A 25,851-nucleotide genomic window follows, 5' to 3' on the forward strand; every position below is an offset into this window, starting at 1 on the left:
TCTATATAATATGAATGTTGGTCATTTAAAGGCGATGATGCGGAAGGTTGTTGGCACACCCGGCCCCTTTGCCATGGCGGGATGCCAAGGAATTTTCGCGGAGAATGTCTATAATAATATGGGCGAAAAAGGAGGGAAAGTAATGGCAAAAGAAAAGATTAGAATCCGTTTAAAAGCATACGATCACCGCATTTTAGATCAGTCTGCTGAGAAAATTGTAGCAACTGCGAAACGTTCTGGTGCAAATGTATCCGGTCCGATTCCATTGCCTACAGAAAAATCTATTTATACAGTATTGCGTGCGGTGCACAAATACAAGGATTCACGCGAGCAATTCGAGATGCGTACACATAAACGTCTGATCGATATTGTTAATCCAACACCACAAACAGTTGACTCGCTAATGCGTCTTGACTTACCATCTGGTGTGGACATTGAAATCAAATTATAAAATTTATTGTTTATTATAGGAGGTGTAACGGATGACGAAAGGAATCTTAGGTCGTAAAATCGGCATGACTCAGCTGTTCTCGGAAACTGGTGAATTAGTTCCTGTTACTGTTATTCAGGCTGAGCCAAACGTAGTTATGCAAAAAAGAACATTAGAAAATGATGGTTATGAAGCACTACAAATCGGTTTTGCAGATGCGAAGGAATCACGTACTAACAAAGCGAGTAAAGGTCATGCTGAAAAAGCAAACACAGCCCCTAAGCGCTACGTTCGTGAAATCCGTAACGCAAAGCTTGATGAATATGAAGTTGGTCAAGAAATAAGCGTTGATGTTTTTCAAGCTGGAGACAAAATCGATGTAACTGGAACTTCCAAAGGTAAAGGATTCCAGGGCGCAATTAAACGACACAATCAACAGCGCGGTCCATCTTCCCACGGTTCTCACTTCCACAGAAGTGCAGGTTCAATGGGTATGGCAGCTGACCCAGCACGCGTATTTAAAGGTAAAAAATTACCAGGACAAATGGGATCTGAACAAGTAACCATTCAAAACCTTGAAGTAGTTAATGTAGATGCTGAAAAGAATCTGCTATTAGTTAAAGGTAACGTCCCTGGTGCAAAAAAATCATTCGTAAAAATCACGAGTGCAATTAAGGCTGACTAACACAATACGAAGGGAGGATATGTCATGACTAAAGTAGCACTATTAAAACAAGACGGAACTCAAGCCGGAGATGTGGAATTAAATGATTCCGTATTTGGTATTGAGCCAAACACACATGTTTTGCATGAAGCAGTAGTAATGCAGCGTGCATCATTACGTCAGGGAACTCATGCTGTTAAAAACCGTTCTGAAGTACGTGGCGGCGGTCGCAAACCGTGGCGTCAAAAAGGAACCGGCCGTGCGCGTCAGGGTTCTATTCGCTCGCCGCAATGGGTTGGCGGTGGAACGGTTTTCGGACCGACACCACGCAGCTACAGCTACAAGCTTCCGAAGAAAGTACGCCGTTTAGCTCTTAAATCAGCACTTTCTTCAAAAGTGAAAGAAAACAATCTAGTGGTTTTGGAAAGCATTGCAATCGATGCTCCAAAAACAAAAGAAGTAATTAATATGCTGAATGCACTTAATGTGGATTCAAAAGCTTTAATCGTAACTGCTGAGAAAAATGACACAGTCATTCGTTCTGCAAATAACCTTCAATCAGTAAAAGTACTTACTGTTGATGAAATTAACGTACTAGACTTGCTTTCGCATGACAAGCTGATCATTTTGAAAGATGCAGCTGAAAAAGCAGGGGAGGTGCTTGCATAATGAAAGATCCACGTGATATTATTAAGCGCCCTGTCATCACGGAAAATTCCGCAGATTTGATGGCAGAGAAGAAATATACGTTCGAAGTATATCCGAAAGCAAACAAAACAGAGATCAAAGATGCTGTTGAATTAGTTTTCGGTGTGAAAGTTGTAAAAGTAAACACTATGAACCTTAAAGGTAAATTCAAGCGAATGGGTCGTTACGGTGGATACCGCTCAGATCGCAAAAAAGCTATTGTACAGCTTTCAGAAGACAGTAAAGAACTGGAATTCTTCGAAGGCTAAGAAAAAGAAACTCGTGAAGGAGGGAAAACAAGATGGCGATTAAAAAATTCAGACCAACTTCAAATGGTAGACGTAATATGTCTATATTAGATTTTGCAGAGATAACTACGGATACTCCGGAAAAAACTTTGCTAAGCCCGTTGTTCAAACGTGGCGGCCGTAATAACCAAGGTAAGTTAACTGTTCGTCATCAAGGCGGCGGTCATAAGCGCCAATACCGTATTATCGACTTTAAGCGCGATAAAGATGGTATACCAGGACGCGTTGCTACGATCGAATATGATCCAAACCGTACTGCTAACATCGCATTAATTCATTATGCAGATGGTGAAAAACGTTATATTTTAGCTCCGAAAGGACTTAAAGTAGGACAACAAATTGAGTCAGGTGTGAATGCGGACATTAAATTAGGTAACGCACTTCCACTTGCAAACATTCCAGTTGGTACAATAATCCATAACGTGGAATTAAAACCAGGCCGCGGCGGTCAGCTGGCACGTTCAGCTGGTGCAGAAGCGCAAATCCTGGGACGTGAAGGAAAATATACACTAGTTCGTTTAGCTTCAGGTGAAGTTCGTTTGATTCTGACTACTTGCCGTGCATCAATCGGCCAGGTTGGAAACATTGAACATGAGCTTATCCGTGTTGGTAAAGCAGGACGTTCCCGCTGGTTAGGCAAACGCCCAACTGTACGTGGATCTGTTATGAACCCGAATGATCACCCACACGGTGGTGGTGAAGGACGCGCGCCAATCGGACGTAAATCACCAATGTCACCATGGGGCAAACCGACACTTGGTTACAAGACACGTCAACGCAACAAACCATCAGATAAATATATCGTTCGTAAACGTAAAAAGTAACAGGATTAGCGGACGGGAAGTAAAACCCGTCTCTGAACTCTGAAAGGAGGTTTATCCATGGGTCGTAGTTTAAAAAAGGGACCTTTTGCAGATGACCATCTATTGACAAAAATCGAGAAACTTAATGAAACGGACAAGAAACAAGTTATTAAAACTTGGTCTCGCCGTTCAACAATTTTCCCTACTTTTGTTGGTCATACACTTGCTGTATATGATGGACGCAAACACGTTCCAGTTTATATCACAGAAGACATGGTCGGACATAAATTAGGTGAATTCGCACCAACACGTACGTACAAAGGACACGCTGGTGACGATAGAAAAACAAAACGCTAATGAGAGGAGGCAACTCAAATGCAAGCAAAAGCCATTGCGAAATCGGTTCGTATTGCTCCTCGTAAAGTACGATTAGTCGTTGATTTAATTCGAGGAAAAAATGTTGGTGAAGCTATTGCAATACTACGCCATACACAACGTGGTGCTTCTCCAGTTGTAGAGAAAGTATTAAAATCTGCTGTCGCAAACGCAGAGCATAACTATGAGATGGATACTGACAATCTTGTCATTTCCGAAGCATTTGTAAATGAAGGTGCTACATTGAAACGTTTCCGTCCACGTGCACAAGGACGTGCAAGTAAAATAAACAAACGCACAAGCCACATTACGGTGGTTGTAACAGAAAAGAAGGAGGGATAGTCAGTGGGTCAAAAAGTAAATCCAACAGGTCTTCGCATAGGCGTCATTAAAGACTGGGAGTCAAAATGGTATGCAGGCAAAGACTATGCAGACTTACTACATGAAGATATTAAAATCAGAGAATATCTTGAAAACCGTTTAGCGATAGCTGCTGTTTCTTCTATTGAGATCGAACGTGCAGCAAACCGTGTAAACATTACGATTCATACTGGTAAACCAGGTATGGTAATTGGTAAAGGCGGTTCTGAAGTAGAAGCTCTACGTAAATCATTAAACAGCTTGACTGGCAAACGTGTTCACATTAATATCGTTGAGATCAAGAAAGTTGATCTTAATGCGAAATTAGTTGCTGACAATATTGCTCGTCAATTAGAAAACCGTGTTTCATTCCGTCGTGCTCAGAAGCAGGCAATTCAACGTACAATTCGCGGAGGAGCAAAAGGAATCAAAACTCAAGTATCCGGACGTCTTGGCGGAGCGGATATCGCCCGTGCGGAACATTACAGTGAAGGAACCGTACCACTACACACTTTGCGTGCTGATATTGACTATGGTACAGCAGAGGCTGATACTACTTATGGTAAATTAGGTGTTAAAGTGTGGATCTACCGTGGAGAAGTCCTTCCAACTAAAAACAACAAATAAGGAAGGGGGCAACGTGTTATGTTAATGCCTAAACGTGTTAAATATCGTAGACAACATCGTGGTAAAATGAGAGGCCAAGCAAAAGGCGGTACTACCGTATCTTTTGGTGAATATGGTCTGCAGGCAGTTGAGGCTTCTTGGATTACAAGCCGTCAAATCGAAGCTGCCCGTATTGCAATGACTCGTTACATGAAACGTGGCGGTAAAGTTTGGATTAAAATATTCCCGGATAAACCATACACTGCAAAACCCCTTGAAGTTCGAATGGGTTCCGGTAAAGGGGCACCTGAAGGATGGGTAGCAGTAGTAAAACCAGGGAAAATCATGTTTGAAATCGCAGGTGTTGAAGAAGAAGTTGCTCGTGAGGCACTACGTCTTGCTTCTCATAAACTGCCGATCAGAACTAAATTTGTAAAACGTGAAGAAATTGGTGGTGAAAGCAATGAAGGCTAATGAAATTAGAGAACTAACCACTGCCGAAATTGAACAAAAAGTTAAATCATTAAAAGAAGAACTATTTAATTTGCGCTTTCAGCTAGCAACTGGTCAACTTGAAAATACTGCACGTATTCGTGAAGTAAGAAAATCAATTGCCCGCATGAAAACTGTTGTACGTCAACGTGAACTAAGCGTAAATAACTAGAACCTGAGAGGAGGTTAGCCTCATAATGACTGAGCGTAATAATCGTAAAGTGTACACAGGCCGTGTTGTATCTGACAAAATGGATAAAACTATTACTGTTTTAGTTGAAACATATAAATTCCACAAGTTATACGGTAAACGTGTTAAATACTCTAAGAAATTTAAAACTCATGATGAAAACAATCAAGCGAAAAACGGTGATGTTGTTCGCATAATGGAAACTCGTCCACTTTCAGCAACTAAGCGTTTTCGTCTGGTTGAGATCATTGAAGAATCGGTAATTATATAATTAAAGTTCGCTCGGAAGGTATCCGAAGGGAGGTCACAGTGTTATGATTCAACAAGAATCTCGTTTAAAAGTTGCAGATAACTCTGGTGCTCGTGAAGTATTAGCCATCAAAGTATTGGGTGGATCAGGACGTAAGACTGCTAACATTGGTGATGTAATTGTTTGTTCCGTGAAACAAGCAACACCAGGAGGCGTTGTCAAAAAAGGTGAAGTTGTAAAAGCTGTCATCGTGCGTTCTAAATCTGGTGCACGCCGCAAAGATGGGTCTTATATTCGTTTTGATGAAAATGCAGCGGTAATTATCCGTGATGATAAAAGTCCTCGAGGAACTCGTATTTTTGGACCAGTCGCACGTGAATTGCGTGATGCAAAATTCATGAAAATCGTATCTCTAGCTCCAGAAGTTTTATAAGCTTATATTTTAGCCTTGCAAGGAGGTGCGTCAAGCATGCATGTAAAAAAAGGTGATAAAGTCAAAGTAATATCCGGTAAAGACCGTGGTAAACAAGGCACAGTATTGGAAGCATACCCTAAAAAGGAACGCGTTCTGGTAGAAGGGATCAACATGATCAAAAAACATGCGAAACCTTCACAAGATAACCCACAAGGTGGAATTCTTAACCAGGAAGCAGCTATTCATGTTTCTAATGTAATGCCAATTGATCCTAAATCCGGTGAACCAACTCGTGTTGGGTATGAAGAACGTGATGGAAAGAAAGTCCGCATCGCTAAAAAATCCGGTGAAGCATTAGATAAATAATTTTTGGGCGAAAGGAGGACTACATGATGAATGAATTAAAACAAAAATACCAAGATGAAGTAGTATCATCTCTGATGAATAAATTTAACTATAAATCTGTGATGCAAGTGCCGGCAATCGAGAAAATTGTAATCAACATGGGTGTTGGTGATGCAGTTCAGAATTCAAAAGCACTGGATGCAGCAGTTGAAGAACTTGCTTTAATTTCCGGTCAAAAACCAATGGTCACTCGTGCTAAAAAATCAATCGCTGGTTTCCGTCTTCGTGAAGGGATGCCTATCGGGGCAAAAGTAACCCTTCGCGGTGAGCGTATGTACGAATTCCTTCAAAAGCTTATTGCAGTATCACTTCCACGTGTTCGTGACTTCCGTGGTATCTCCAAAAAAGCATTTGATGGCCGTGGTAACTATACACTTGGTGTAAAAGAGCAATTGATTTTCCCGGAAATTAACTATGATAAGGTAAACAAAGTGCGTGGTATGGATATTGTCATCGTTACAACATCTAATACTGACGAGGAAGCTCGTGAACTGTTAGCTCAGTTTGGCATGCCTTTCCAAAAATAACAAGGAGGGAAAATTGTGGCTAAAAAATCGATGGTTGCAAAACAGCAACGTCCACATAAATATAAAGTGCAAGAATATACTCGCTGTGAACGCTGTGGTCGTCCACATTCTGTAATTCGTAAATTTAAACTTTGCCGTATTTGTTTCCGTGAACTTGCCTATAAAGGTCAAATTCCTGGTGTCAAAAAAGCAAGCTGGTAAACCCCGATTCGGGAAGGAGGTAATTAGTAATGGTTATGACAGATCCAATCGCAGATATGCTAACTCGTATTCGTAATGCTAACATGGTAAAACATGAAAAGTTAGAGCTCCCGGGTTCTACAATGAAAAAGGAGATCGCTGATATCCTGAAACGTGAAGGTTTTGTTTCTGATTATGAATTTGTTGAAGACAACAAACAAGGTATTCTGCGTATTTTCCTTAAATACGGTACAAACGAAGAGCGTGTAATTACAGGTATCAAACGTATTAGTAAACCAGGACTGCGCGTTTACGCGAAAGCTGACGAAGTACCTCGCGTACTTAACGGTTTAGGTATCGCTATCGTATCAACATCAAAAGGTGTGTTATCTGATAAAGAAGCACGTTCCCAAGCTGTTGGTGGCGAAGTTCTAGCGTATGTCTGGTAATTAACATTTTTTGATGAGGAGGTGCATGAAATGTCTCGTATAGGACTAAAACCAATTGAAATTCCACAAGGTGTAGAAGTAAAACAAGACGGTAATACTGTTTCTGTTAAAGGGCCAAAAGGCGAATTAAGCAGAGACTTACACCAAGATATTAAAGTTAATATTGAAGATAACGTGATTACATTGGAGCGTCCAAGTGATCATAAAGATCATCGTGCGCTGCACGGTACAACTCGCAGTCTGATTAACAACATGGTTGAAGGCGTGAGTAAAGGATTTGAAAAAAACCTTGAAATTATTGGTGTTGGATATCGTGCACAAAAGCAAGGAAATAAAATTGTGATTAACGCAGGTTATTCACATCCCGTTGAACTCGATCCAATCGATGGCATTGAAATCGAGGTTCCTAAAAACACACAAGTAATCGTAAAAGGTATTGATAAAGAATTAGTTGGTGCAATTGCTGCTAACATCAGAGCAATCAGACCACCAGAGCCTTATAAAGGCAAAGGTATTCGCTACGCTGACGAATATGTACGCCGTAAAGAAGGTAAAACTGCTAAGTAAGGTTAGTTAGGGAGCAGAAAGGAGTGACCTAGATGATCACAAAGCCTGACAAAAATACGACACGCAAAAAAAGACATGCACGTGTTCGCAGAAACCTTTTCGGAACTGCAGAGCGTCCTCGTCTAAACGTGTACCGTTCAAATAAACACATCTATGTACAATTAATTGATGATAATAACGGAGCTACAGTTGCAAGTGCTTCAACAAAAGATAATGAGTACAATGCAGATGCATCGAACAATGTAGATGCGGCTAAAAAAGTTGGAGAAATGATTGCTAAACGTGCCCAGGATAAAGGTTACAAATCAGTTGTTTTTGACCGTGGAGGCTACCTTTATCATGGACGTGTAAAAGCATTGGCAGACGCTGCAAGAGAAGCAGGTCTTGAATTTTAATCGATAAAGGAGGGACATACATGAATACAAACATTGATCCGAACAAATTAGAACTTGAAGAACGTGTTGTTACGGTCAACCGTGTTGCAAAAGTAGTTAAAGGTGGACGTCGTTTCCGCTTTGCAGCGTTGGTCGTAGTCGGAGATAAAAATGGTCATGTAGGCTTTGGTACAGGAAAAGCACAGGAAGTACCAGAAGCAATTAAAAAAGCAGTAGATGACGCGAAGAAAAATCTAATTACTGTACCAATCGTTGGAACAACAATTCCACATGAAATTCATGGAAGATTCGGTTCCGGTAATGTATTAATGAAACCTGCTGCAGAAGGTACTGGAGTTATCTCTGGTGGCCCTGTCCGTGCAATTCTTGAACTTGCAGGTGTTGGTGATATTTTAACTAAATCATTGGGATCAAATACACCAATTAATATGATTCGTGCAACATTAAATGGCTTAACAAACTTGAAACGTGCAGAAGAAGTAGCAAAACTACGTGGAAAGTCTGTAGAAGAACTGTTAGGATAAGGAGGGAAAAACTATGTCTAATAAATTAGAAATCACCCTCACACGCAGTGTTATCGGTGGAAATGAAACACAACGTAAAACTGTTGAAGCATTAGGACTTAAAAAAATTCGTCAATCCGTAGTTCGTGAAGATACACCTGCCGTACGCGGTATGGTCAACAAAGTATCCCATTTACTAGCGGTAAAAGAAGTTTAATTATACATTAGCGTAAAGGGAGGTGCTCGCATGAAACTTCATGAATTGAAGGCATCAGAAGGAAGTCGCAAAAACAGAAACCGTGTTGGTCGCGGAATGTCCTCAGGTAACGGAAAAACTTCCGGAAGAGGACATAAAGGTCAAAAAGCACGTTCAGGTGGTGGAACTCGCCTAGGCTTTGAAGGTGGTCAAATGCCACTATTCCAACGTCTGCCAAAACGCGGATTCACTAACATCAATCGTAAAGAATTTGCTATTGTGAACTTAGATGCATTAAATCGTTTTGAAGACGGCACAGAAATTACACCTGAGCTCTTACTGGAAGAAGGTGTCGTAAGCAAACCTAAAGCTGGCATTAAAGTATTAGGTAACGGTACGATCGAAAAGAAACTAACAGTAAAAGCTCACAAGTTCTCTGCTTCAGCTATTGAAGCAATTGAGGCAGCGGGCGGTCAAACAGAGGTGGTTTAATGTTTAGGACGATCTCCAATTTTATGCGCGTAGGTGATATTAGACGGAAAATAATATTCACATTGTTGATGTTGGTTGTCTTCCGTCTAGGCACATTTATTCCAGTGCCATTTACAGATAAATCAGCAATTGACTTTATGAACAGCCAGCAGAATGTATTTGGATTTCTAAACACATTTGGCGGGGGAGCATTGCAGAACTTCTCCATATTCGCGATGGGGATCATGCCCTACATTACAGCATCCATTATTATGCAGTTATTGCAAATGGATGTAGTTCCGAAATTTGCTGAATGGAAAAAACAAGGTGAAATGGGCCGTAAAAAGTTAGCACAGGTAACTCGATACGGCACAATCGTGCTTGCGTTTATCCAGGCAATCGCAATGTCAATCGGTTTTAACGCCATGGCAGGCGGTATGCTGATACAGGATCCTGGAATTTTAAAATTCTTGGTAATTGCCATTATTTTAACAAGTGGTACAGCATTCCTGATGTGGCTTGGTGAACAAATTACTGCAAATGGTGTTGGTAATGGTATTTCCATTCTGATCTTTGCAGGTATCGTAGCGGCGGTGCCAAACGGTGTGAAACAATTATACAGCCAGTATTTTGTTAACCCTGGTGATGAGTTGTTTATCAACATTATCATTGTTGCTATCATTGTACTGGTAGTTATTGCAGTAACAGTTGGGGTTATTTTCATCCAGCAGGCATTGCGTAAAATACCGGTTCAATATGCGAAGAAACTTGTGAACCGTTCTCCAGTAGGTGGACACTCTACACATTTACCTTTAAAAGTAAATGCTGCAGGTGTTATCCCGGTAATCTTTGCGATCGCATTTATTATTGCACCAAGTACTGTTGCCGGCTTTTTTGAAGGTAACAGCATTGCAGATACAATCAGGGTGATTTTTGATTATACACAGCCTATTGGTATGGTAATCTATGTGATATTAATTATTGCCTTCACCTATTTCTACACGTTTGTTCAGGTAAACCCGGAACAAATGGCTGAGAATTTACAAAAACAAGGTGGATATATTCCGGGAATTCGTCCTGGTAAAAATACAGAAACATACCTTACACGTGTTATGTACCGATTAACATTTGTAGGTTCAATCTTTTTAGCAGCTGTTTCTGTGCTGCCTATCGTTCTAGGTGGTCTTGCAAATCTGCCTCAAGCAGTACAAATCGGCGGCACAAGTTTACTGATTGTTGTCGGTGTGGCATTACAGACGATGAAACAACTCGAAAGTCAGTTAGTGAAGCGGCACTACAAAGGCTTTATCAGATAAAACTTACCTGCCAATGAGAGCGAGGGAATTAGCTTGAATTTAATCCTAATGGGGCTGCCTGGTGCTGGTAAAGGTACACAGGCTGAAAAAATAAATGAAAAATATAACATCCCCCATATTTCTACAGGAGATATGTTCCGGTTAGCTATCAAAGAAGGCACTGACCTTGGAAAGAAAGCAAAGGAATATATGGACCAGGGAGAACTTGTACCTGACGAAGTAACGATTGGGATTGTTAGAGAACGTTTGAGCAAAGATGACTGCAGCAATGGGTTCTTATTGGATGGTTTTCCAAGAACGATTGCACAGGCTGAAGCTTTGCAGAATCTGTTAAAAGACATGAATCAAACAATTGATTTTGTGTTGCACGTAGATGTGCCGGAAGAAAAATTAGTGGAGCGCCTGACAGGTCGCAGAATTTGTCCAACATGTGGAGCAACTTATCATGTATTGTATAATCCACCTGCAAAAGAGGGTATATGTGATAAAGACGGCTCTCAGTTAATTCAACGTGATGATGATAAAGCCGAAACGGTTAAAAAGCGCTTGGCAGTGAATATTGAACAAACTAAGCCGTTATTGGACTTTTACCAGGATAAAGGATATCTTGTAACATTGAATGGTGATCAGCAAATTGATCAGGTATTCGAGGATATTCAATCCAAAATTGAAGGGTAAATTTGACTTTATTTCAGGCACAGATAGATGCAATTCTATTTGTTAAAAGTTATAATAAGTCGAGAGTAAGTAAAGAAAATACGTGTATTACTTCATATATAGTGACACATGGTTAAAAAGCTGGAAACCCCCTTTAGGAGAGGGAGCAATCTAAACTATAGCCTAAGTGAAGGTGATCGTTGTTGAACGAAGATGATTCGATTCCGCTAATAGGTCAAGTTGTTCGTATTTTGCAGGGACGCGAAGCAGGACAATATATGGTAGTCATAAAGATGGTTGACGAAAGGTATGTTCTGTTAGCAGACGGGGAAAAACGTAAATATGATCGACCAAAGAAAAAGAATCTGCATCATATTGAGCAAATGGATTTTATTTCTCCGGAAGTCCAAAACAGCCTTCTAGAAACTGGTCGTGTCACAAATGGCAAATTGAGATTTGCCCTGGCAAAATTTTCAAGTGAGGTTGTGACTGATTTGAAGAAGGGAGATCAACACGATGGCGAAAGACGATGTAATTGAAGTGGAAGGCACCGTAACAGAAACATTGCCGAACGCGATGTTTAACGTAGAGCTTGAAAATGGCCATACGGTCTTGGCACATGTATCTGGTAAAATCCGTATGCATTTTATCCGTATACTGCCAGGCGATAAAGTAACGGTGGAACTTTCTCCGTATGATTTAACCAGAGGACGAATTACGTACCGTTATAAATAAGCGAGCTCCGATATTAAAGGAGGTAAAGATGATGAAAGTAAGAGCATCTGTAAAACCAATTTGCGAAAAATGTAAAATTATCAAACGCAAAGGCAAAGTAATGGTGATTTGCGAAAACCCGAAACACAAGCAAAAACAAGGCTAATAATCAAGGAGGTGCTAGTGTAAATGGCACGTATTGCAGGTATAGATATTCCACGTGAAAAACGTGTAGTAATTTCATTAACTTATATTTATGGAATTGGAAAAACTACCGCACAGAAAGTCCTTAAAGAAGCAGGCGTTTCAGAAGACACTCGTGTACGCGATTTAACAGAAGACGAGTTAGGTAAAATCCGTAAAGCAGTTGACGAATTTACAATTGAAGGTGATCTTCGCCGTGAAGTTTCCCTTAACATTAAACGTTTGACTGAGATTGGTTCATACAGAGGAATGCGTCATCGCCGGGGACTTCCAGTTCGTGGACAAAAAACAAAAAACAATTCACGTACTCGTAAGGGGCCGCGTCGCGCGATCGCAGGTAAGAAAAAGTAAGTGAAGGAGGTAAGCTAATCAATGGCACGTAAAACAAATACACGCAAACGTCGTGTGAAAAAGAATATTGACACAGGTATAGCACATATCCGTTCTACGTTTAACAATACAATTGTAACTATAACGGATAAACAAGGTAATGCGATTGGATGGAGTTCTTCCGGTGCATTAGGCTTTAAAGGCTCCCGTAAATCTACACCATTTGCTGCACAAATGGCTGCAGAAACAGCTGCAAAATCAGCTGTCGAAGCTGGAATGAAAACACTGGAAGTAACCGTAAAAGGCCCAGGAGCTGGACGTGAAGCAGCAATCCGTTCACTTCAGGCAGCAGGACTGGAAGTTACTGCAATTGTGGATGTAACACCGGTTCCTCATAATGGCTGCCGCCCACCAAAACGTCGTCGTGTATAATTAGACCGTATAGAATTTGTCACCCTGTCTATAATGGGTTATGATGGCTAAAAGTGTGAAGGTGTTAAAACCTTTGGCAAACAGCATCCGAGAGACAAGAAGTACGTATTAAATTAGGGTAGTGCAGAAACGCCAACTGCCTATTTGAGGAATTTCGGTTAGACCTGATGTCTAACCGGGGTTTCGACGTTTTAAAGGAGGGTTTTATTGGATGATCGAAATTGAAAAGCCAAAAATTGAAACGGTTGAAATCAGCGAGAATGCTACATTCGGGAAATTTGTAGTCGAACCGCTTGAACGTGGATATGGTACCACTCTAGGAAACTCCTTGCGTCGTATCCTACTATCCTCACTTCCAGGTGCTGCTGTTACATCAGTTCAAATTGACGGAGCACTTCATGAGTTTTCAACAATTGATGGTGTTGTTGAAGATGTAACAACAATTATTTTGAACCTGAAAAAACTAGCTCTAAAAATTTACTCTGACGAAGAGAAAACATTAGAGATTGATGTCCAGGAAGAAGGAAAAGTTACGGCTGCAGATCTAACTTACGATAGTGATGTAGAAGTATTAAATCCAGATCTACCTATAGCTACATTGAACAGCAAGGGTAACTTGCATATGAAAATCACCGCAGAACGTGGTCGTGGCTACCGTCCAGCTGAAGAAAATAAACATGATGACCAGCCAATTGGTGTTGTACCAATTGATTCTATTTTCACACCAGTATCACGTGTTACCTATCAGGTTGAGAATACCCGGGTAGGACAAGATGCGAATTTCGACAAATTAACTTTTGATGTATGGACAGACGGAAGCATCCGGCCGGAAGAAGCCGTTTCATTAGGTGCGAAAGTCTTTACAGAGCATCTCAATATTTTTGTAGGTTTAACAGATGAAGCACAAAATGCAGAAATTATGGTAGAAAAAGAAGAAGATCAAAAAGAAAAAGTTATGGAAATGACGATTGAAGAACTTGATCTATCTGTTAGATCTTACAATTGCCTGAAACGTGCTGGAATTAATACAGTTCAAGAGCTTGCAAATAAATCTGAAGAAGATATGATGAAGGTCCGTAATTTAGGCCGCAAATCCCTGGAAGAAGTTAAAGTAAAATTAAATGACCTGGGGTTAGGCTTACGTAACGATGACTGATAAAAGAAACACCTGAGAAAGGGAGGGATAGTCCATGGCTAGAAAGCTAGGTCGTGCAACAGACACTCGTATGGCACTACTTCGTAACCTTGCATCTGATTTAATAATCCATGAACGGCTTGAAACAACAGAAGCAAAAGCGAAAGAGCTTAAATCCGTAGTAGATAAAATGATTACACTGGGCAAACGTGGTGATCTTCACGCACGTCGTCAGGCTGCAGCATTTCTTTACAACCAGGAAGCAAATGAAAACGAAAGTGTTATTCAAAAACTTTTCGATGACGTTGCTGCACGCTATGAAGACAGACAAGGTGGATACACACGTGTTCTTAAACTGGGTGCTCGTCAAGGTGACGGCGCAAAAATGGCAATCATTGAACTAGTTTAATGAATTAATACGCGTCAAGGGCAGGACTGAATCTCTCTCACGAGGTGAATCCAAGCCCTTTTTTTGTAGTATTGAAAGGCGAAAGGAACCGTTTAGGGGCGTATGGGCTGGACTGGACCGCAGGAGATAAAGGAAACACGGTGAACGAAGGTGAACCGATGTTGACTTATCGTACGGAGGTCTCAGGAAGCCCAATAGCCCCTGGTTCCTTGAGCTAGATCACGAAAAGTGCAGCGGGCTTGCTCAGAGACGCAGGTCATAAGCAGGAGACCGCAGAGCGGGTGGTTTTGCCGCTCGGAGTGTCTAATGCTTATGGCCGGAGTCTCTAGCCCACGCGGTACTAGACAGGAAAAGTATAGCGGCTTGCCCAGCTCCAAATATATAAAAATATTTGTTGAAAATGATTTGACTGGCTTTAGTTGAGAGGGATTGCCGTAAAGTTGAGAGACACTAGGTTAAAGTTGAGAGAAGATGAAGAGAAATTTAATTATCTCTCAACTTTACGGATTTATCTCTCAACTCCTCACAGTTTTCTCTCAACTAATTAGGCCTATCTCTCAACTTTAACTCTTCCACTCCACAGCGAGCGGACAAACTATGCAAATCATTATACATAAAAAATCCCAGGCAGGAGAGACAGAGGAGGAACTAGCATGAGAAAGAAAATAATTGAGTTTAGAAATGTATCGTTTCGATATGGAGATGAGCAGCCCTGGGTGCTAAGAAATGTTTCCTTTGACGTTTATGAAAAGGAATGGCTTGCGATTATTGGCCACAATGGTTCTGGAAAGTCGACCATTGCTAAACTGATGAATGGTTTATTATTCCCCCAGGAAGGAGAAATTATCATTGATGGGCAGCAGGTGAATGATGAGAGTATCTGGAGTATTCGCAGGGATGTGGGAATGGTTTTTCAAAATCCGGATAATCAGTTTGTCGGAACAACGGTACAGGATGATGTAGCATTTGGCATGGAAAATCGTGGTATTCCGCGAGAAGAAATGATTAAGCGCATTAATGAAACACTGTCAGCAGTGGGTATGCAGGAATATCACATGACAGAACCACACCGGCTTTCCGGCGGGCAAAAACAGCGTGTTGCCATTGCAAGTGTATTGGCTATTTCGCCAAAGGTGCTCATTTTGGATGAGGCTACCGCGATGCTTGATCCAAAAGGGCGTACCGAGATTATGAGCACCGTATCCGAAGTACAGGATAAAAATGATCTTTCCCTAATAACAATTACACATGATTTGCATGAGGTTGTTCAGGCTGAGCGTGTGATTGTAATGAATAATGGCGAGATCTGGGATGAAGCTGTGCCTCGTGAAATCTTTGCAAAAAAAGATGAGCTGCGGAAGATAGGTCTAGATGTGCCATTTGTAACCATTTTAGCGGATGAATTAAATGCGGCAGGTATAAACATTGAAAGGGAACCACTAAACCAAGAAGAATTGTTGGAGGGCCTATGGACATTACATTCAAGAACGTAACCTATATTTATCAGCGTAATACACCATTTGCGCATAAAGCAATTGAGGATTTATCATTCCATATTCCATCCGGTTCATTTGTCGCAATAATCGGACATACCGGTTCTGGTAAATCCACGCTTATCCAGCATTTGAATGGTATGGTGATTCCAAGTGAAGGTGAGGTAACCGTTGGTGATTTTCATTTAACCCAAGGAAAAAAGCCGGAAAGCATGAAAGAATTGCGCAGTAAAGTTGGGGTTGTATTTCAATATCCGGAGCATCAGTTATTTGAAGAGACGGTTGGAAAAGACATTGCTTTCGGCCCTGAGAATTTTGGCGTTCCAGAAGATGAAATTAAAAGGAGAATTCAGGAGATCATACCAGCGGTTGGGCTGCCAGAGGAACTGCTTGAAAGATCCCCATTTGATTTAAGTGGCGGACAGATGCGAAGGGTAGCGATTGCAGGTGTCCTGGCCGTTAAACCAGATGTGCTTGTTCTGGATGAACCAACAGCAGGCTTAGATCCCCGTGGACAAAAAGATATAATGGACATGTTTTATAACCTGCATAAGGAACAGGGATTAACAACCGTACTTGTAACACACAGCATGGAGGATGCGGTGAAGTATGCTGATCATGTCATCATCATGAATAAAGGGACCAAGTATATGGAAGGAAAACCCGAGGAAGTTTTTATACAAAAGGATGCACTTAACAAAGTGCAGCTTGATGTTCCAGAAATGGTTCAGTTCTTAAATTTATTTGAAGCAAAATTCGGGAAGCCGATTCCATTTGAAAGACAGTCAATCAAAGAAATCGCCCAATCAATTCAAGGCATTGTTAAGGGGGCGGCGCCTCATGAATAACTCGATGATTATCGGCCAGTATGTTCCAGGTAATTCGCTGATCCACCGGCTTGATCCAAGAACAAAAATAACGATTATTTTCTTTTTCGTCTTTATTGTATTCTTTGCGAATAATCTGGTCAGCTATACCATATTAACAGTTTTCGCACTATCAAGTATGTTTATATCACGTGTGCCAATACGTTTTATTTTAAAGGGTCTGACCCCGGTATGGTTTTTAATTGTTTTTACATTTATTCTGCACTTATTCGTAACAAAAGAAGGAACTGTCTTCTTTGATTTATATTTATTTCAATTTTATACCGGCGGGCTTATTCAGGGGATTGCTATTTCGATGAGGTTCTTCTTGCTCATCCTGATGACTTCAATGTTAACCCTGACGACAACACCGATTGAAATTACAGATGCAATCGAGGACATGCTTCACCCGTTGAAAAAGGTTAAATTCCCGGTACACGAGCTTGCTTTAATGATGTCCATTTCACTGCGCTTTATCCCAACACTTATGCAGGAAACGGATAAGATATCAAAAGCACAGGCCTCACGTGGAGTTGATTTTCGGACAGGGCCAATTAAAGAACGGGCAAAAGCGGTTGTTCCATTACTGGTTCCACTTTTTGTCAGTGCCTTCAAACGTGCCGAGGAATTGGCAATGGCCATGGAAGCCAGAGGTTACCAGGGCGGTGAAGGCCGTACAAAGCTAAGGGAACTGAAAATAGAAAAACGGGATATTCTGGTCTATCTGCTGTTTGCATGTGCAATTGCCGGGCTGTTCCTTACAAGAAATTATTGAGAGAGGCTTTAGGAAATGGAAAAAGTAAAATGTATTATCAGCTATGATGGATCTCAATTTTCCGGATTCCAGATCCAGCCCAAAAAACGTACGGTACAGGGTGCACTGGAACAAGCACTAACTACGATGCACAAGGGTGCTCATGTACGAATACAAGCCTCTGGAAGGACAGATACTGGCGTTCATGCCAAAAGGCAAACGATTCATTTTGAAACGCCCTACAGCATCCCAAAGGCTAATTGGAAGCAAGCGTTAAATACACTTCTTCCTGGTGATTTATTTGTACAGGATGTTTCCTTTGTGCCAGATTCGTTTCATGCACGGTACGATGTAATGGAAAAGGAGTATCGCTATTATGTCTGGAATGAAAAAGAACCGGATGTATTTAAACGAAATTACGCCTATCACTTTCGCTATAATATAGATATGGCAGCTGTTCAGGAGGCTTGCTTGTATATTGAGGGCACACATGATTTCACAACCTTTTCCTCAGCAAAAGCAACAACAAAAGGCAGCAAAGTAAGGACACTGTTCCAAGTAACTTGCGAGAAGCAAGGATCAGAAGTCGAGTTTATTTTCCGGGGGAGCGGCTTTTTATATAACATGGTGCGAATTATTGTTGGAGTTTTACTTGACGTTGGCCAGGGCAGAAGAAAGCCTGAAGATATTACTGCACTGCTTGGAAAAAAAGACCGCCAGTTTGTGGGAGAAACGGTCCCGCCACAAGGTTTATATTTATGGAATGTGAAATATAAATCTTTGGATTAAATTAAATGTAATAGAGTATGGAAAATCCGCAGAAAAGCTTGACAAACAGTCCTCATATGATATATTATGATTTATGGCATTTTATTTCTAAACCATGATTAGCCCCGGAATCTAATTATGTTGAAATATAAAATAACAAATGAATCGAATGATTGAAATATGGAGGGAAACTATCATGCGCACAACATTCATGGCGAATGAAAATAATATTGAACGCAAATGGCTCGTTGTGGATGCTGAAGGCCAACGTCTTGGTCGCTTAGCAAGTGAAGTTGCTGCAATCCTTCGCGGAAAGCACAAACCAACTTACACACCACATGCTGATACTGGTGATAATGTAATCATCATCAACGCTGAGAAAATAGAACTTACTGGAAACAAAATTAATGACAAAATGTACTATCGTCACACTAACCACCCAGGTGGATTGAAAGAACGCAATGCTGACGAAATGCGTACAAAATACCCTGAGCAAATGCTAGAGCTTGCTGTCAAAGGTATGCTTCCTAAAGGTCCATTAGGCCGTAAAATGGGTAAGAAATTGCACGTATTCAGAGGTTCTGAACACAATCATCAAGCACAAAAACCAGAAGTTTACGAGCTTCGTGGATAATTAAAAGGAGGTAAAACAATTGGCACAAGTACAATATTACGGTACAGGTCGACGCAAGAAATCAACTGCACGTGTACATTTAGTACCTGGTACAGGAAATATAACAATCAATGGTCGTGAAGCAAAAGACTATTTTCCATATGAAACACAGCTTTTAATTCTAAATCAGCCACTAGCGGCTACAGAAACTCAAGGAACTTATGACGTTGAAGTAAACGTTCATGGTGGAGGATTCACTGGTCAAGCTGGTGCAATCCGTCATGGTATCGCTCGTGCTCTTTTAGAAGCGGATCCTGAATATCGCGCTTCTCTAAAACGCGAAGGATATCTGACTCGTGACTCTCGTGCTAAAGAACGTAAAAAATACGGTCTTAAAGGCGCTCGTCGTGCACCTCAGTTCTCAAAACGTTAATCAAACAAACAATCAAAAACAGCCTTTTTTCCATTTTGGAAAAAAGGCTGTTTTTTTGGTGGAGTGTGCTGAGTTGAGAGACAACCATATAAAGTTGAGAGACAGCCCTTACTAGTTGGGAGATAACCATATAAACCTTGGTTATCTCTCAACTCCGTAGCGTTATCTCTCAACTCTCCAGCCACAGTACAATCACTACTAAAATTGCCTACTGATCATTCTTCTTATCCCTTGCATCCTGTATCTTTTCATTTCCTTCATCCACATAGTCACTCCATTCGTCGTTGCCGCTCTTAACACTTTCACTCCACAATTCATTTCCAATATCAACCGCATAGCTCCACTTCTCATTTGCATAATCCACAATTGGAGAGAAGGTTTTCCGAGCAGGGTGATCATAATCATCGAAACGATCTTCCAGGTATTCCTGAGCAGCTTTTAATCGTTCTTTTTCCTGTCTGCTTTTATCCTTCATGCTTTCTTTTGTTTCTCTTGCCAGAGCTTTCTTTTCTTCCTTAATTTCTCTGGACTGCTTTTTTCCTTCTTCCTTCCACTCTCTCCATTCCTTTTCCAACTGTTCGTATTGCTCTCTCATATAATCTTTTAATTGTGTTTCTGATCCTACATAAACGAATTCACCATTGCCGGCAGTTGCTACATCTTTTAAAAGCTTTTGCCCTTCATTATCCACATCGAAGCCGATAATGTTTACAGCGGTCTGAATATCAGCATCTACCAGCTCACTGGCGGCTTTGACTGGGTCACCATCGCATGTCTCTATCCCATCACTGACGACATAGACAATTGATTCATCAGCTGATTCCGGAATATCTTCCTTCACCGTTTCTAGGCCTAGTGCAATTGGTGTCCATCCGGCTGGTTTTGCTTTGTTTAAAGCCGTTTTAAAAGTTTCTGCTTCATATTGATCATTATAAAAGCTTTCCGTGCTTTCACAAGACAATGCTTTATCTGCGTCGGACCCTGTTCCTTCATGTCCATATACCCTCAAAGAAATGGTTGCATTCTCAGGAATTTGTTCGGCAAACTCCGTAACGGCCTCCTGCGCTGCTTGCCATCTTGTTTTTCCGCTCGTCTCTGCTGCCATACTGCCGCTTGCATCGATTAGAATGGCATAGTGTGCCGTTTTCATTTCAGGCTGATTTATGCTGCCATCAGGGCTTGCTACGGAAGTTTCCACTTCTGAGTTAAAATTAACGAAAATTTCTACTTCTTCATGATAATCTTCTACAAGTAAATGAATCATTTCTTCGGTATATTGTTCTGTTGTAAGGTCTGCAGGCAATTTATCAAGCTCCGCCTGAACAGCTGCCTCATCGTAATTATCACCACTATATGGACCAGGTTTACGCAGGAGTTCTTTCTCATAATCTGTTAAAGGACGAGCGGTGCCTGTTAGCTCGTAATACTCAATTTCCTTAGGTTTGTATTCATTAGCTTCTGTCTTCGCCGCTACCTCCTCTTCAATGGATTCTTCCTCTGGTGCATCTGCTGTTTTTTCAGAAGCTGCCTCCGTTGTATCCTCTTTATCAGAAGAGCAAGCAGTCAATACAAAAAGCAACAGTACTAATACAATATATTTCCTATGTTTATTCATGTAAGCTCTCTCCTTATTTCCTATGTATTTTTTAGTTTACCATGAGGAAATACCTAATTCATCGGTATTAATAACTAAATTGTCAAAATTGGACAATTTTACTTACAACAATTAATTTTTCATTTATCATGGTAGAAAGAGAACCTGTCTGTAAGGAGGATTTCACATTGAAAAATATTAAAACACTAACCGAAGAAAATTATGATGCAATTTTTTCTCTGTCCCAGTTTGCATTTCAATATGAATTGTCCGAGGAGGAAATGCATGATAAAAAAGAAGAGGTGAAGCGACATAAGGTTTGGGGCTGGATGGATGGAGATAACCTCGCGGCCAAGCTGCATCTTATTCCATTGTCATGCTATATAAATGGTAAGATCTTTAACATGGGCGGAATCAGCGCAGTGGCTACATGGCCGGAGTACCGAAGACAGGGAATGGTAAAGGATCTGCTGCATCATTCATTAAAATACATGAAGGAAAATGGTCAAATCATTTCCTATCTTCATCCTTTTTCTTTTCGATTTTACCGTAAGTATGGCTGGGAACATGCTTTTAATGAATTGCAACTTACTCTTCCAATAAACAAGTTGAAAAAGAAATGGGATGCAAAGGGCTATGTAAGGCGCATACAGCCCGATGTTCCTTTACTCCATCATTTATATACCAATTATGCAAAGTCATTTAATGGCATGCTTGAACGTGACGAAAAATGGTGGGAACAGCGAGTGTTAAACCGAAAACATCAGATTGCAGTTGCTTATAATGAACAGGATCAGGCAGAGGGCTATGTTTTATTTAAGGTAAAAGATAATGTTGTGAAGATAACGGAATTGGTGCATAGCAATTTAAATGGGTGGAAGCTGCTGCTCGGATTTATCGCGAACCATGATTCCATGGCGGAAAAAGTTAAAATGGTGGTTCCGGAAAATGATAAACTATCACTTCTGCTGGACGAGCCACGATTTGAACAAAAACTGGAGCCGTATTTTATGGCACGAATTGTCGATGTACAGAAGTTTCTGCAGGAATATCCATTTGCGGCTGATGAGAAATTTGCGGTCACCATTCTGGATGACTTCTTTCCGGAAAACAATGGAACCTACCAGGTCCGAGCAGAGACTGGAGTGAACAGTGTCAGCCACATTCAATCACATAAGGGGAATGGCATCCAATGTTCCATACAGGTTCTAACGGGAATGCTTCTGGGCTTTAAACGGCCAAACGATTACCATGAGCTTGAATTGCTTCAAGGAGATGAAGCGGCTGTCGTACAGCTTGAAAGGCTTATTCCAGAAAACCAAGCATTTTTCGCGGATTTTTTCTAAAATCTGCGAGAATCCTATTAGACATAATTAACTATTATGCAAAAAGTGATAGAATTATATCAATTTATACGTTAAAATTAATGCAACCTGAAATACGACCTAAAAAAGGAATGTAATCGAAAATATGACATATTACGTTAATGTATTTAGAATGCTTTTTTCCCTGGATGACCATCTGTTTCGGATACATAAGGCAGAAAAGATACATAAATTATGGAAAGCTACTGTCTTACTTATCCTTTTATGTATTGTAGTATATACCTGGATGGCAATGCTTGGAATCGGTACAGATATGATTTCATCAACAGCAGTACAGGGAGGTCAACTGGAGTATGAGCAAAGTAAGTTCTGGTTTATTATTGGACGAATGGTCTATGCGATTGTGTTTGCCTGTATTATTTTATTTCTGCCATCATTGCTTTTTTATTTATTGACAGGCATACCTTATCGAAAATTGCTGATCATGCAGCAGCTTGTCTTATTCGTGATGCTGATCGAGCGAATCATCTGGATTCCGCTGGTTACTTTAAATGGGCTTGACTGGTATGTTTCGCCATTATCATTTGGAATTATAGCCTCCTATTTGACAGAAGTTTCATGGGCTATCTACTTTTTCGGAGCAATTTCGCTATTTCAATTATGGATTATTTGGTTCCAGGTAAAATACTTGAACGGATTCTCATCCATTAGGAAACGCTGGATCTGGATTAATGTAATTGGTTTGCACATTTTATTCTGGTGTGTTGCCGCGTTGCTTGCCTATGCTGATACATACATCGTAAGTGGGTGGTTTGCATGAAGCTGAAAAAAATTATATTAGCAGCAATTGCACTATTTATTGGAGTAAATGTTTTATTGGTTTTTCTTGATGATGAAAATAAGATTAATCGAACTTCCTATATCAAGGACTGGTCCGAGGCCTTTGAAACAGACATGGCTGATAAGCTTTTTAAAGAGGGCGTCCTGGCATATGCAGAGAAGGAACAGGTTTATTTTGATAAAACATTAGGAAGTTTTCAGGAATTTCTGATTGATGAAGGAAATGAAGTAAAGGTTGGGGACGAGCTGTATTCGTATACCGTGACCAATTATTATGAAACCGAAGCTATGCTCATGCAGGAGATGGAAACATTAAGTGGCGAAATAACGGCAATCCAATCGGCAATTACACAGATGAATGGATACAGGATTCCAAGTACGTCTACCTCGAGTTCAGCTCCATTTCAAGCAGATCTTTCAGAAGGGAACATTATTATTGAAAATCAGCAGGAACCGGTGGAAGCAGAAGTGATGAAGGAGCAGTACCTGATTGAAAAGGAAAAAGAATTGAATCAGAAAAATGCTCAGGTTGATAGCGTTCAGTCACAGCTGGATGAGCTTAGAGCAACAGGTAATACCATCACAGTTGAAAGTCCTTATGAGGGGATTGTAAAGGAAGTATCCACATCGCTGGATGATCCCATAATCACCATCGAAAGCACACAGCTATTTGCAGAAGGTGAGCTGACTGAACAAGAACGAACAGAAATAGAGCAGGGCATGAAAACAGAGGTAAGGGTAACAGAAAAGTCTCTCTTGGCTGAAGGTGCAGTTAATGATGTGAAGAATTCTCCTAAGGAAATCAGCGTAGAGGGAGAAAGTATTTATCCTTTCAATATTACATTTAATGAGGATGCAGAGCTTGAGGAGCTTCTTCCGGGCTATCATGCAGATTTAGCCATTACTAAAAAAGAGTCACAAGATGCAACAGTTCTCTTTGAGGATTCTGTTTTTACAGGAACTGTATGGAAATTGACAAATGAAGGTAAACTATTGGCACAAGACGTTGAAACAGGGATTTATATGGATGAAATGCTGGAAATTACAAAAGGTGTCAACACAGGTGAATGGGTAGCAGAAGAATCTACACGCCAATTTAGAAATGGCGCAACATTTATAACACCATTGAAGCTGGACCAGAGCACCTGGAATGATGTGGTTACAGCTGTACCACCAGACTGGGACATGGACCTTCTGATTGGGATTGTATCAAGATAAGAGCGAAATCAGCTTTTCAGGGTTGATTCCGCTGCAAATTCTCCATCACGTAATTATGCTCGGTGAAATAAAACATTGGTTATCGCACCAATCATTAAGATTAAGCCGGTTAAAAAGAACCAGATCATCAGAATGATAATTCCGCCAAGGCTTCCGTATGTCGCTGAATAGCTTCCGAAATTACTGACATAGAAGGAAAAGCCCAGGGATATCAGCTGCCAGAGGATACTTGCAACAAGTGCTCCTGGAATGATGTGCTTAATTGGCAGATTTTTGTTCGGTGCAAAACGGTATAATATCATAAGCAATCCTGTCAGAATAATAATACTTACAGCCCAGCGCAATACTTGAAACACAATGGACATGCTTTCGGAAAGTCCGAGAAATGATTTTAGAAATCCGAGGATTACATTGCCAAAGACAGGCAAAAGAATAGCAACGACAAGTGCAATAATCATGCCAAAGGTTAATCCTAATGCGATCAGACGAACAACAATAAAATTACGCGTTTCTTCGACATCATACGCTTGATTGGAAGCCTGAATAAATGCATTAATACCCGCAGAGGCAGACCAGAGGGCACCAATTATCCCGATAACCAGCATGCCGCCCTGTGGGGTTTCGACAATACTGATGATATTTTCCTCGAAAATCGATGCAATTTCACTTGGCAGGGCATTTTTCATAAAACCGACAGCATCTGCCGGATTAATATTAAAATAAGGGATTAGTGCAAAACAAACAACCAGAAGCGGAACGATAGAAAGCAGATAATAGTAGGCTTGTGCTGCAGCGAGCAGTGTTACGTTATCTTCCTTGAATTTTGTCATAAAGTCTTTTCCAAATGATTTAAATTTCGACATATTCGTTCCTCCAAAAAAGTGTTATTACCTTTTTGTACCCGTAATCTTCGGGATTCAATCGGTAAAAACGTCAGAGTTTTATTTGCAGGGACTAGTGGTATAATTCCTTAATAAGGAGGTTTATTGATAATGGGATTCTTTTACTTAATTTGTTTATTATTGGCAATCGCATTTGCAATTGTAGTTATTTATGCAGCAGTTTTATTGAAACGAGTTTCTGATACATTAGAGACCCTTGGAAAATCATTGGGAGAAGTGGAAACGAAACTAAAACATATTACTCCTGAAATAAGACAAACCATTCAAGAAACGGATAAACTTGTTGATGATGTAAGTGAAAAATTGAAAGCAACAGACAGCCTTGTAGATACAATGGAAAACATGGGCACTTCCGTTAATTCCATCAATTATGTTTACGGTGAACATTCAAAACATCTTTCGGAGCAGGACTTTGACCGAAAAATGAAACCGTTTGTTGAAGGATTAAAGTGGGGTGAAGCGGCATTTCTCCTCTATTCCAAATGGAAAAAGAAAAAAACGAAAGAAAAAAATGAAGTAATGGTCCAGGACGAAAACACAAACATCGTACCATTTAAACAATCTTAAGAGAGAGG

Annotated in this window: 41 protein-coding genes and 1 pseudogene; 40 read left to right on the top strand and 2 right to left on the bottom strand. The window is 40.6% G+C overall.

What is annotated here, in order from left to right; translation table 11 throughout:
- Nucleotides 1–142: 142 nt before the first annotated feature.
- From rpsJ to rpsI, 36 genes and pseudogenes are all read left to right on the top strand, one after another.
- Complete coding sequence (rpsJ, locus tag CIL03_RS17670) at nt 143–451, top strand: 30S ribosomal protein S10 (RefSeq protein WP_094887253.1); 309 nt, start codon at nt 143–145, stop codon at nt 449–451.
- Nucleotides 452–482: 31 nt separating this feature from the next.
- Complete coding sequence (rplC, locus tag CIL03_RS17675) at nt 483–1,115, top strand: 50S ribosomal protein L3 (RefSeq protein ID WP_094887203.1); 633 nt, start codon at nt 483–485, stop codon at nt 1,113–1,115.
- A gap of 24 nt (nt 1,116–1,139) precedes the next feature.
- On the top strand, nt 1,140–1,763 hold the full coding sequence (gene rplD, locus CIL03_RS17680) for a 50S ribosomal protein L4 (RefSeq protein ID WP_094887204.1): 624 nt from the start codon (nt 1,140–1,142) through the stop codon (nt 1,761–1,763).
- Nucleotides 1,763–2,050 (top strand): 50S ribosomal protein L23, encoded by a 288-nt coding sequence (rplW, locus tag CIL03_RS17685; RefSeq protein WP_094887205.1) that lies wholly within the window; start codon nt 1,763–1,765, stop codon nt 2,048–2,050. The genes rplD and rplW overlap by 1 nt, the downstream gene beginning before the upstream one ends.
- Nucleotides 2,051–2,082: 32 nt before the next feature.
- Entirely contained in the window at nt 2,083–2,913 is an 831-nt protein-coding gene (gene rplB, locus CIL03_RS17690) for a 50S ribosomal protein L2 (protein WP_094887206.1), read from the top strand.
- A gap of 57 nt (nt 2,914–2,970) precedes the next feature.
- Nucleotides 2,971–3,249, top strand: a complete 279-nt coding sequence (rpsS, locus tag CIL03_RS17695) for a 30S ribosomal protein S19 (RefSeq protein WP_094887207.1) — start codon at nt 2,971–2,973, stop codon at nt 3,247–3,249.
- A gap of 18 nt (nt 3,250–3,267) precedes the next feature.
- Nucleotides 3,268–3,609 (top strand): 50S ribosomal protein L22, encoded by a 342-nt coding sequence (rplV, locus tag CIL03_RS17700; protein WP_094887208.1) that lies wholly within the window; start codon nt 3,268–3,270, stop codon nt 3,607–3,609.
- A 3-nt stretch (nt 3,610–3,612) separates the two neighbouring features.
- A pseudogene (gene rpsC / locus CIL03_RS17705) lies at nt 3,613–4,279 on the top strand (30S ribosomal protein S3).
- Entirely contained in the window at nt 4,273–4,707 is a 435-nt protein-coding gene (rplP, locus tag CIL03_RS17710; RefSeq protein ID WP_094887210.1) for a 50S ribosomal protein L16, read from the top strand. The pseudogene rpsC and the gene rplP overlap by 7 nt, the downstream one beginning before the upstream one ends.
- On the top strand, nt 4,697–4,897 hold the full coding sequence (gene rpmC, locus CIL03_RS17715) for a 50S ribosomal protein L29 (protein WP_026680241.1): 201 nt from the start codon (nt 4,697–4,699) through the stop codon (nt 4,895–4,897). The genes rplP and rpmC overlap by 11 nt, the downstream gene beginning before the upstream one ends.
- A gap of 25 nt (nt 4,898–4,922) precedes the next feature.
- On the top strand, nt 4,923–5,186 hold the full coding sequence (gene rpsQ / locus CIL03_RS17720) for a 30S ribosomal protein S17 (RefSeq protein WP_094887211.1): 264 nt from the start codon (nt 4,923–4,925) through the stop codon (nt 5,184–5,186).
- Nucleotides 5,187–5,229: 43 nt separating this feature from the next.
- Entirely contained in the window at nt 5,230–5,598 is a 369-nt protein-coding gene (gene rplN / locus CIL03_RS17725) for a 50S ribosomal protein L14 (protein ID WP_094887212.1), read from the top strand.
- Between the two features lie 36 nt (nt 5,599–5,634).
- Nucleotides 5,635–5,946: a 50S ribosomal protein L24 gene (gene rplX, locus CIL03_RS17730; protein WP_094887213.1), complete on the top strand. Its 312-nt coding sequence runs from the start codon at nt 5,635–5,637 to the stop codon at nt 5,944–5,946.
- Nucleotides 5,947–5,972: 26 nt separating this feature from the next.
- Nucleotides 5,973–6,512, top strand: coding sequence for a 50S ribosomal protein L5 (gene rplE, locus CIL03_RS17735; RefSeq protein ID WP_094887214.1), 540 nt, complete (start codon nt 5,973–5,975; stop codon nt 6,510–6,512).
- 15 nt (nt 6,513–6,527) lie between these two features.
- Nucleotides 6,528–6,713, top strand: coding sequence for a type Z 30S ribosomal protein S14 (locus CIL03_RS17740; RefSeq protein ID WP_094887215.1), 186 nt, complete (start codon nt 6,528–6,530; stop codon nt 6,711–6,713).
- Between the two features lie 29 nt (nt 6,714–6,742).
- On the top strand, nt 6,743–7,141 hold the full coding sequence (gene rpsH / locus CIL03_RS17745) for a 30S ribosomal protein S8 (RefSeq protein WP_094887216.1): 399 nt from the start codon (nt 6,743–6,745) through the stop codon (nt 7,139–7,141).
- A gap of 30 nt (nt 7,142–7,171) precedes the next feature.
- The gene (rplF, locus tag CIL03_RS17750) at nt 7,172–7,708 is read left to right on the top strand and encodes a 50S ribosomal protein L6 (RefSeq protein ID WP_094887217.1); all 537 of its coding nucleotides are present in this window, start codon (nt 7,172–7,174) and stop codon (nt 7,706–7,708) included.
- A gap of 32 nt (nt 7,709–7,740) precedes the next feature.
- Nucleotides 7,741–8,103 carry a 50S ribosomal protein L18 gene (rplR, locus tag CIL03_RS17755; protein WP_094887218.1) on the top strand — a complete coding sequence of 121 codons (363 nt, stop codon included), beginning with the start codon at nt 7,741–7,743 and terminating at the stop codon, nt 8,101–8,103.
- 20 nt (nt 8,104–8,123) lie between these two features.
- On the top strand, nt 8,124–8,627 hold the full coding sequence (rpsE, locus tag CIL03_RS17760) for a 30S ribosomal protein S5 (RefSeq protein WP_094887219.1): 504 nt from the start codon (nt 8,124–8,126) through the stop codon (nt 8,625–8,627).
- Between the two features lie 13 nt (nt 8,628–8,640).
- A complete protein-coding gene (rpmD, locus tag CIL03_RS17765; protein ID WP_094887220.1) occupies nt 8,641–8,823 on the top strand; it encodes a 50S ribosomal protein L30 in 183 nt (60 codons plus the stop codon).
- A 30-nt stretch (nt 8,824–8,853) separates the two neighbouring features.
- Nucleotides 8,854–9,294, top strand: coding sequence for a 50S ribosomal protein L15 (rplO, locus tag CIL03_RS17770; RefSeq protein ID WP_094887221.1), 441 nt, complete (start codon nt 8,854–8,856; stop codon nt 9,292–9,294).
- On the top strand, nt 9,294–10,589 hold the full coding sequence (secY, locus tag CIL03_RS17775) for a preprotein translocase subunit SecY (protein ID WP_094887222.1): 1,296 nt from the start codon (nt 9,294–9,296) through the stop codon (nt 10,587–10,589). The genes rplO and secY overlap by 1 nt, the downstream gene beginning before the upstream one ends.
- A gap of 33 nt (nt 10,590–10,622) precedes the next feature.
- Nucleotides 10,623–11,267, top strand: a complete 645-nt coding sequence (locus CIL03_RS17780) for an adenylate kinase (protein WP_094887223.1) — start codon at nt 10,623–10,625, stop codon at nt 11,265–11,267.
- 182 nt (nt 11,268–11,449) lie between these two features.
- Entirely contained in the window at nt 11,450–11,785 is a 336-nt protein-coding gene (locus tag CIL03_RS17785) for a KOW domain-containing RNA-binding protein (RefSeq protein ID WP_094887224.1), read from the top strand.
- The gene (gene infA, locus CIL03_RS17790) at nt 11,763–11,981 is read left to right on the top strand and encodes a translation initiation factor IF-1 (protein WP_010095735.1); all 219 of its coding nucleotides are present in this window, start codon (nt 11,763–11,765) and stop codon (nt 11,979–11,981) included. The genes CIL03_RS17785 and infA overlap by 23 nt, the downstream gene beginning before the upstream one ends.
- 31 nt (nt 11,982–12,012) lie before the next feature.
- Nucleotides 12,013–12,126, top strand: a complete 114-nt coding sequence (gene rpmJ, locus CIL03_RS17795; RefSeq protein ID WP_029267374.1) for a 50S ribosomal protein L36 — start codon at nt 12,013–12,015, stop codon at nt 12,124–12,126.
- 23 nt (nt 12,127–12,149) lie between these two features.
- On the top strand, nt 12,150–12,515 hold the full coding sequence (gene rpsM / locus CIL03_RS17800) for a 30S ribosomal protein S13 (RefSeq protein WP_094887225.1): 366 nt from the start codon (nt 12,150–12,152) through the stop codon (nt 12,513–12,515).
- A gap of 21 nt (nt 12,516–12,536) precedes the next feature.
- Nucleotides 12,537–12,926 carry a 30S ribosomal protein S11 gene (gene rpsK, locus CIL03_RS17805; protein WP_094887226.1) on the top strand — a complete coding sequence of 130 codons (390 nt, stop codon included), beginning with the start codon at nt 12,537–12,539 and terminating at the stop codon, nt 12,924–12,926.
- Nucleotides 12,927–13,137: 211 nt separating this feature from the next.
- Nucleotides 13,138–14,082, top strand: coding sequence for a DNA-directed RNA polymerase subunit alpha (locus CIL03_RS17810; RefSeq protein ID WP_094887227.1), 945 nt, complete (start codon nt 13,138–13,140; stop codon nt 14,080–14,082).
- Nucleotides 14,083–14,116: 34 nt separating this feature from the next.
- Nucleotides 14,117–14,470, top strand: coding sequence for a 50S ribosomal protein L17 (rplQ, locus tag CIL03_RS17815; protein WP_094887228.1), 354 nt, complete (start codon nt 14,117–14,119; stop codon nt 14,468–14,470).
- A 653-nt stretch (nt 14,471–15,123) separates the two neighbouring features.
- Nucleotides 15,124–15,963 carry an energy-coupling factor ABC transporter ATP-binding protein gene (locus CIL03_RS17820; RefSeq protein WP_094887229.1) on the top strand — a complete coding sequence of 280 codons (840 nt, stop codon included), beginning with the start codon at nt 15,124–15,126 and terminating at the stop codon, nt 15,961–15,963.
- On the top strand, nt 15,939–16,811 hold the full coding sequence (locus CIL03_RS17825) for an energy-coupling factor ABC transporter ATP-binding protein (RefSeq protein ID WP_094887230.1): 873 nt from the start codon (nt 15,939–15,941) through the stop codon (nt 16,809–16,811). The genes CIL03_RS17820 and CIL03_RS17825 overlap by 25 nt, the downstream gene beginning before the upstream one ends.
- The gene (locus CIL03_RS17830) at nt 16,804–17,604 is read left to right on the top strand and encodes an energy-coupling factor transporter transmembrane component T family protein (protein ID WP_094887231.1); all 801 of its coding nucleotides are present in this window, start codon (nt 16,804–16,806) and stop codon (nt 17,602–17,604) included. The genes CIL03_RS17825 and CIL03_RS17830 overlap by 8 nt, the downstream gene beginning before the upstream one ends.
- A 15-nt stretch (nt 17,605–17,619) precedes the next feature.
- Entirely contained in the window at nt 17,620–18,372 is a 753-nt protein-coding gene (truA, locus tag CIL03_RS17835; RefSeq protein WP_094887232.1) for a tRNA pseudouridine(38-40) synthase TruA, read from the top strand.
- A gap of 175 nt (nt 18,373–18,547) precedes the next feature.
- Nucleotides 18,548–18,985 carry a 50S ribosomal protein L13 gene (gene rplM, locus CIL03_RS17840; protein ID WP_094887233.1) on the top strand — a complete coding sequence of 146 codons (438 nt, stop codon included), beginning with the start codon at nt 18,548–18,550 and terminating at the stop codon, nt 18,983–18,985.
- A gap of 19 nt (nt 18,986–19,004) precedes the next feature.
- On the top strand, nt 19,005–19,397 hold the full coding sequence (rpsI, locus tag CIL03_RS17845) for a 30S ribosomal protein S9 (RefSeq protein WP_094887234.1): 393 nt from the start codon (nt 19,005–19,007) through the stop codon (nt 19,395–19,397).
- A gap of 208 nt (nt 19,398–19,605) precedes the next feature.
- Here rpsI and CIL03_RS17850 read toward each other — a convergent pair whose 3' ends face one another.
- Complete coding sequence (locus tag CIL03_RS17850) at nt 19,606–21,012, bottom strand: vWA domain-containing protein (protein WP_094887235.1); 1,407 nt, start codon at nt 21,010–21,012, stop codon at nt 19,606–19,608.
- Between the two features lie 167 nt (nt 21,013–21,179).
- On the opposite strand from CIL03_RS17850, the gene CIL03_RS17855 reads away from it, so the two are divergent.
- The 3 genes from CIL03_RS17855 (at nt 21,180) to CIL03_RS17865 (ending at nt 24,374) form a co-directional block, all read left to right on the top strand.
- Nucleotides 21,180–22,337: a GNAT family N-acetyltransferase gene (locus CIL03_RS17855; protein ID WP_240508143.1), complete on the top strand. Its 1,158-nt coding sequence runs from the start codon at nt 21,180–21,182 to the stop codon at nt 22,335–22,337.
- A 124-nt stretch (nt 22,338–22,461) separates the two neighbouring features.
- Nucleotides 22,462–23,136 carry a hypothetical protein gene (locus CIL03_RS17860; RefSeq protein WP_094887237.1) on the top strand — a complete coding sequence of 225 codons (675 nt, stop codon included), beginning with the start codon at nt 22,462–22,464 and terminating at the stop codon, nt 23,134–23,136.
- On the top strand, nt 23,133–24,374 hold the full coding sequence (locus CIL03_RS17865; protein ID WP_094887238.1) for an efflux RND transporter periplasmic adaptor subunit: 1,242 nt from the start codon (nt 23,133–23,135) through the stop codon (nt 24,372–24,374). Before CIL03_RS17860 ends, CIL03_RS17865 begins: the two co-directional genes overlap by 4 nt.
- 53 nt (nt 24,375–24,427) lie before the next feature.
- On the opposite strand, the gene CIL03_RS17870 is transcribed toward CIL03_RS17865, so the two are convergent.
- Nucleotides 24,428–25,237: a YihY/virulence factor BrkB family protein gene (locus CIL03_RS17870; RefSeq protein WP_094887239.1), complete on the bottom strand. Its 810-nt coding sequence runs from the start codon at nt 25,235–25,237 to the stop codon at nt 24,428–24,430.
- Between the two features lie 129 nt (nt 25,238–25,366).
- Between CIL03_RS17870 and CIL03_RS17875 the strand changes: the two genes are divergently transcribed.
- A complete protein-coding gene (locus CIL03_RS17875) occupies nt 25,367–25,843 on the top strand; it encodes a DUF948 domain-containing protein (protein ID WP_094887240.1) in 477 nt (158 codons plus the stop codon).
- The last annotated feature ends 8 nt before the right edge of the window (nt 25,844–25,851 follow it).

This window comes from Virgibacillus indicus (genome assembly GCF_002266285.1).
GTDB lineage: Bacteria > Bacillota > Bacilli > Bacillales > Amphibacillaceae > Virgibacillus_K > Virgibacillus_K indicus.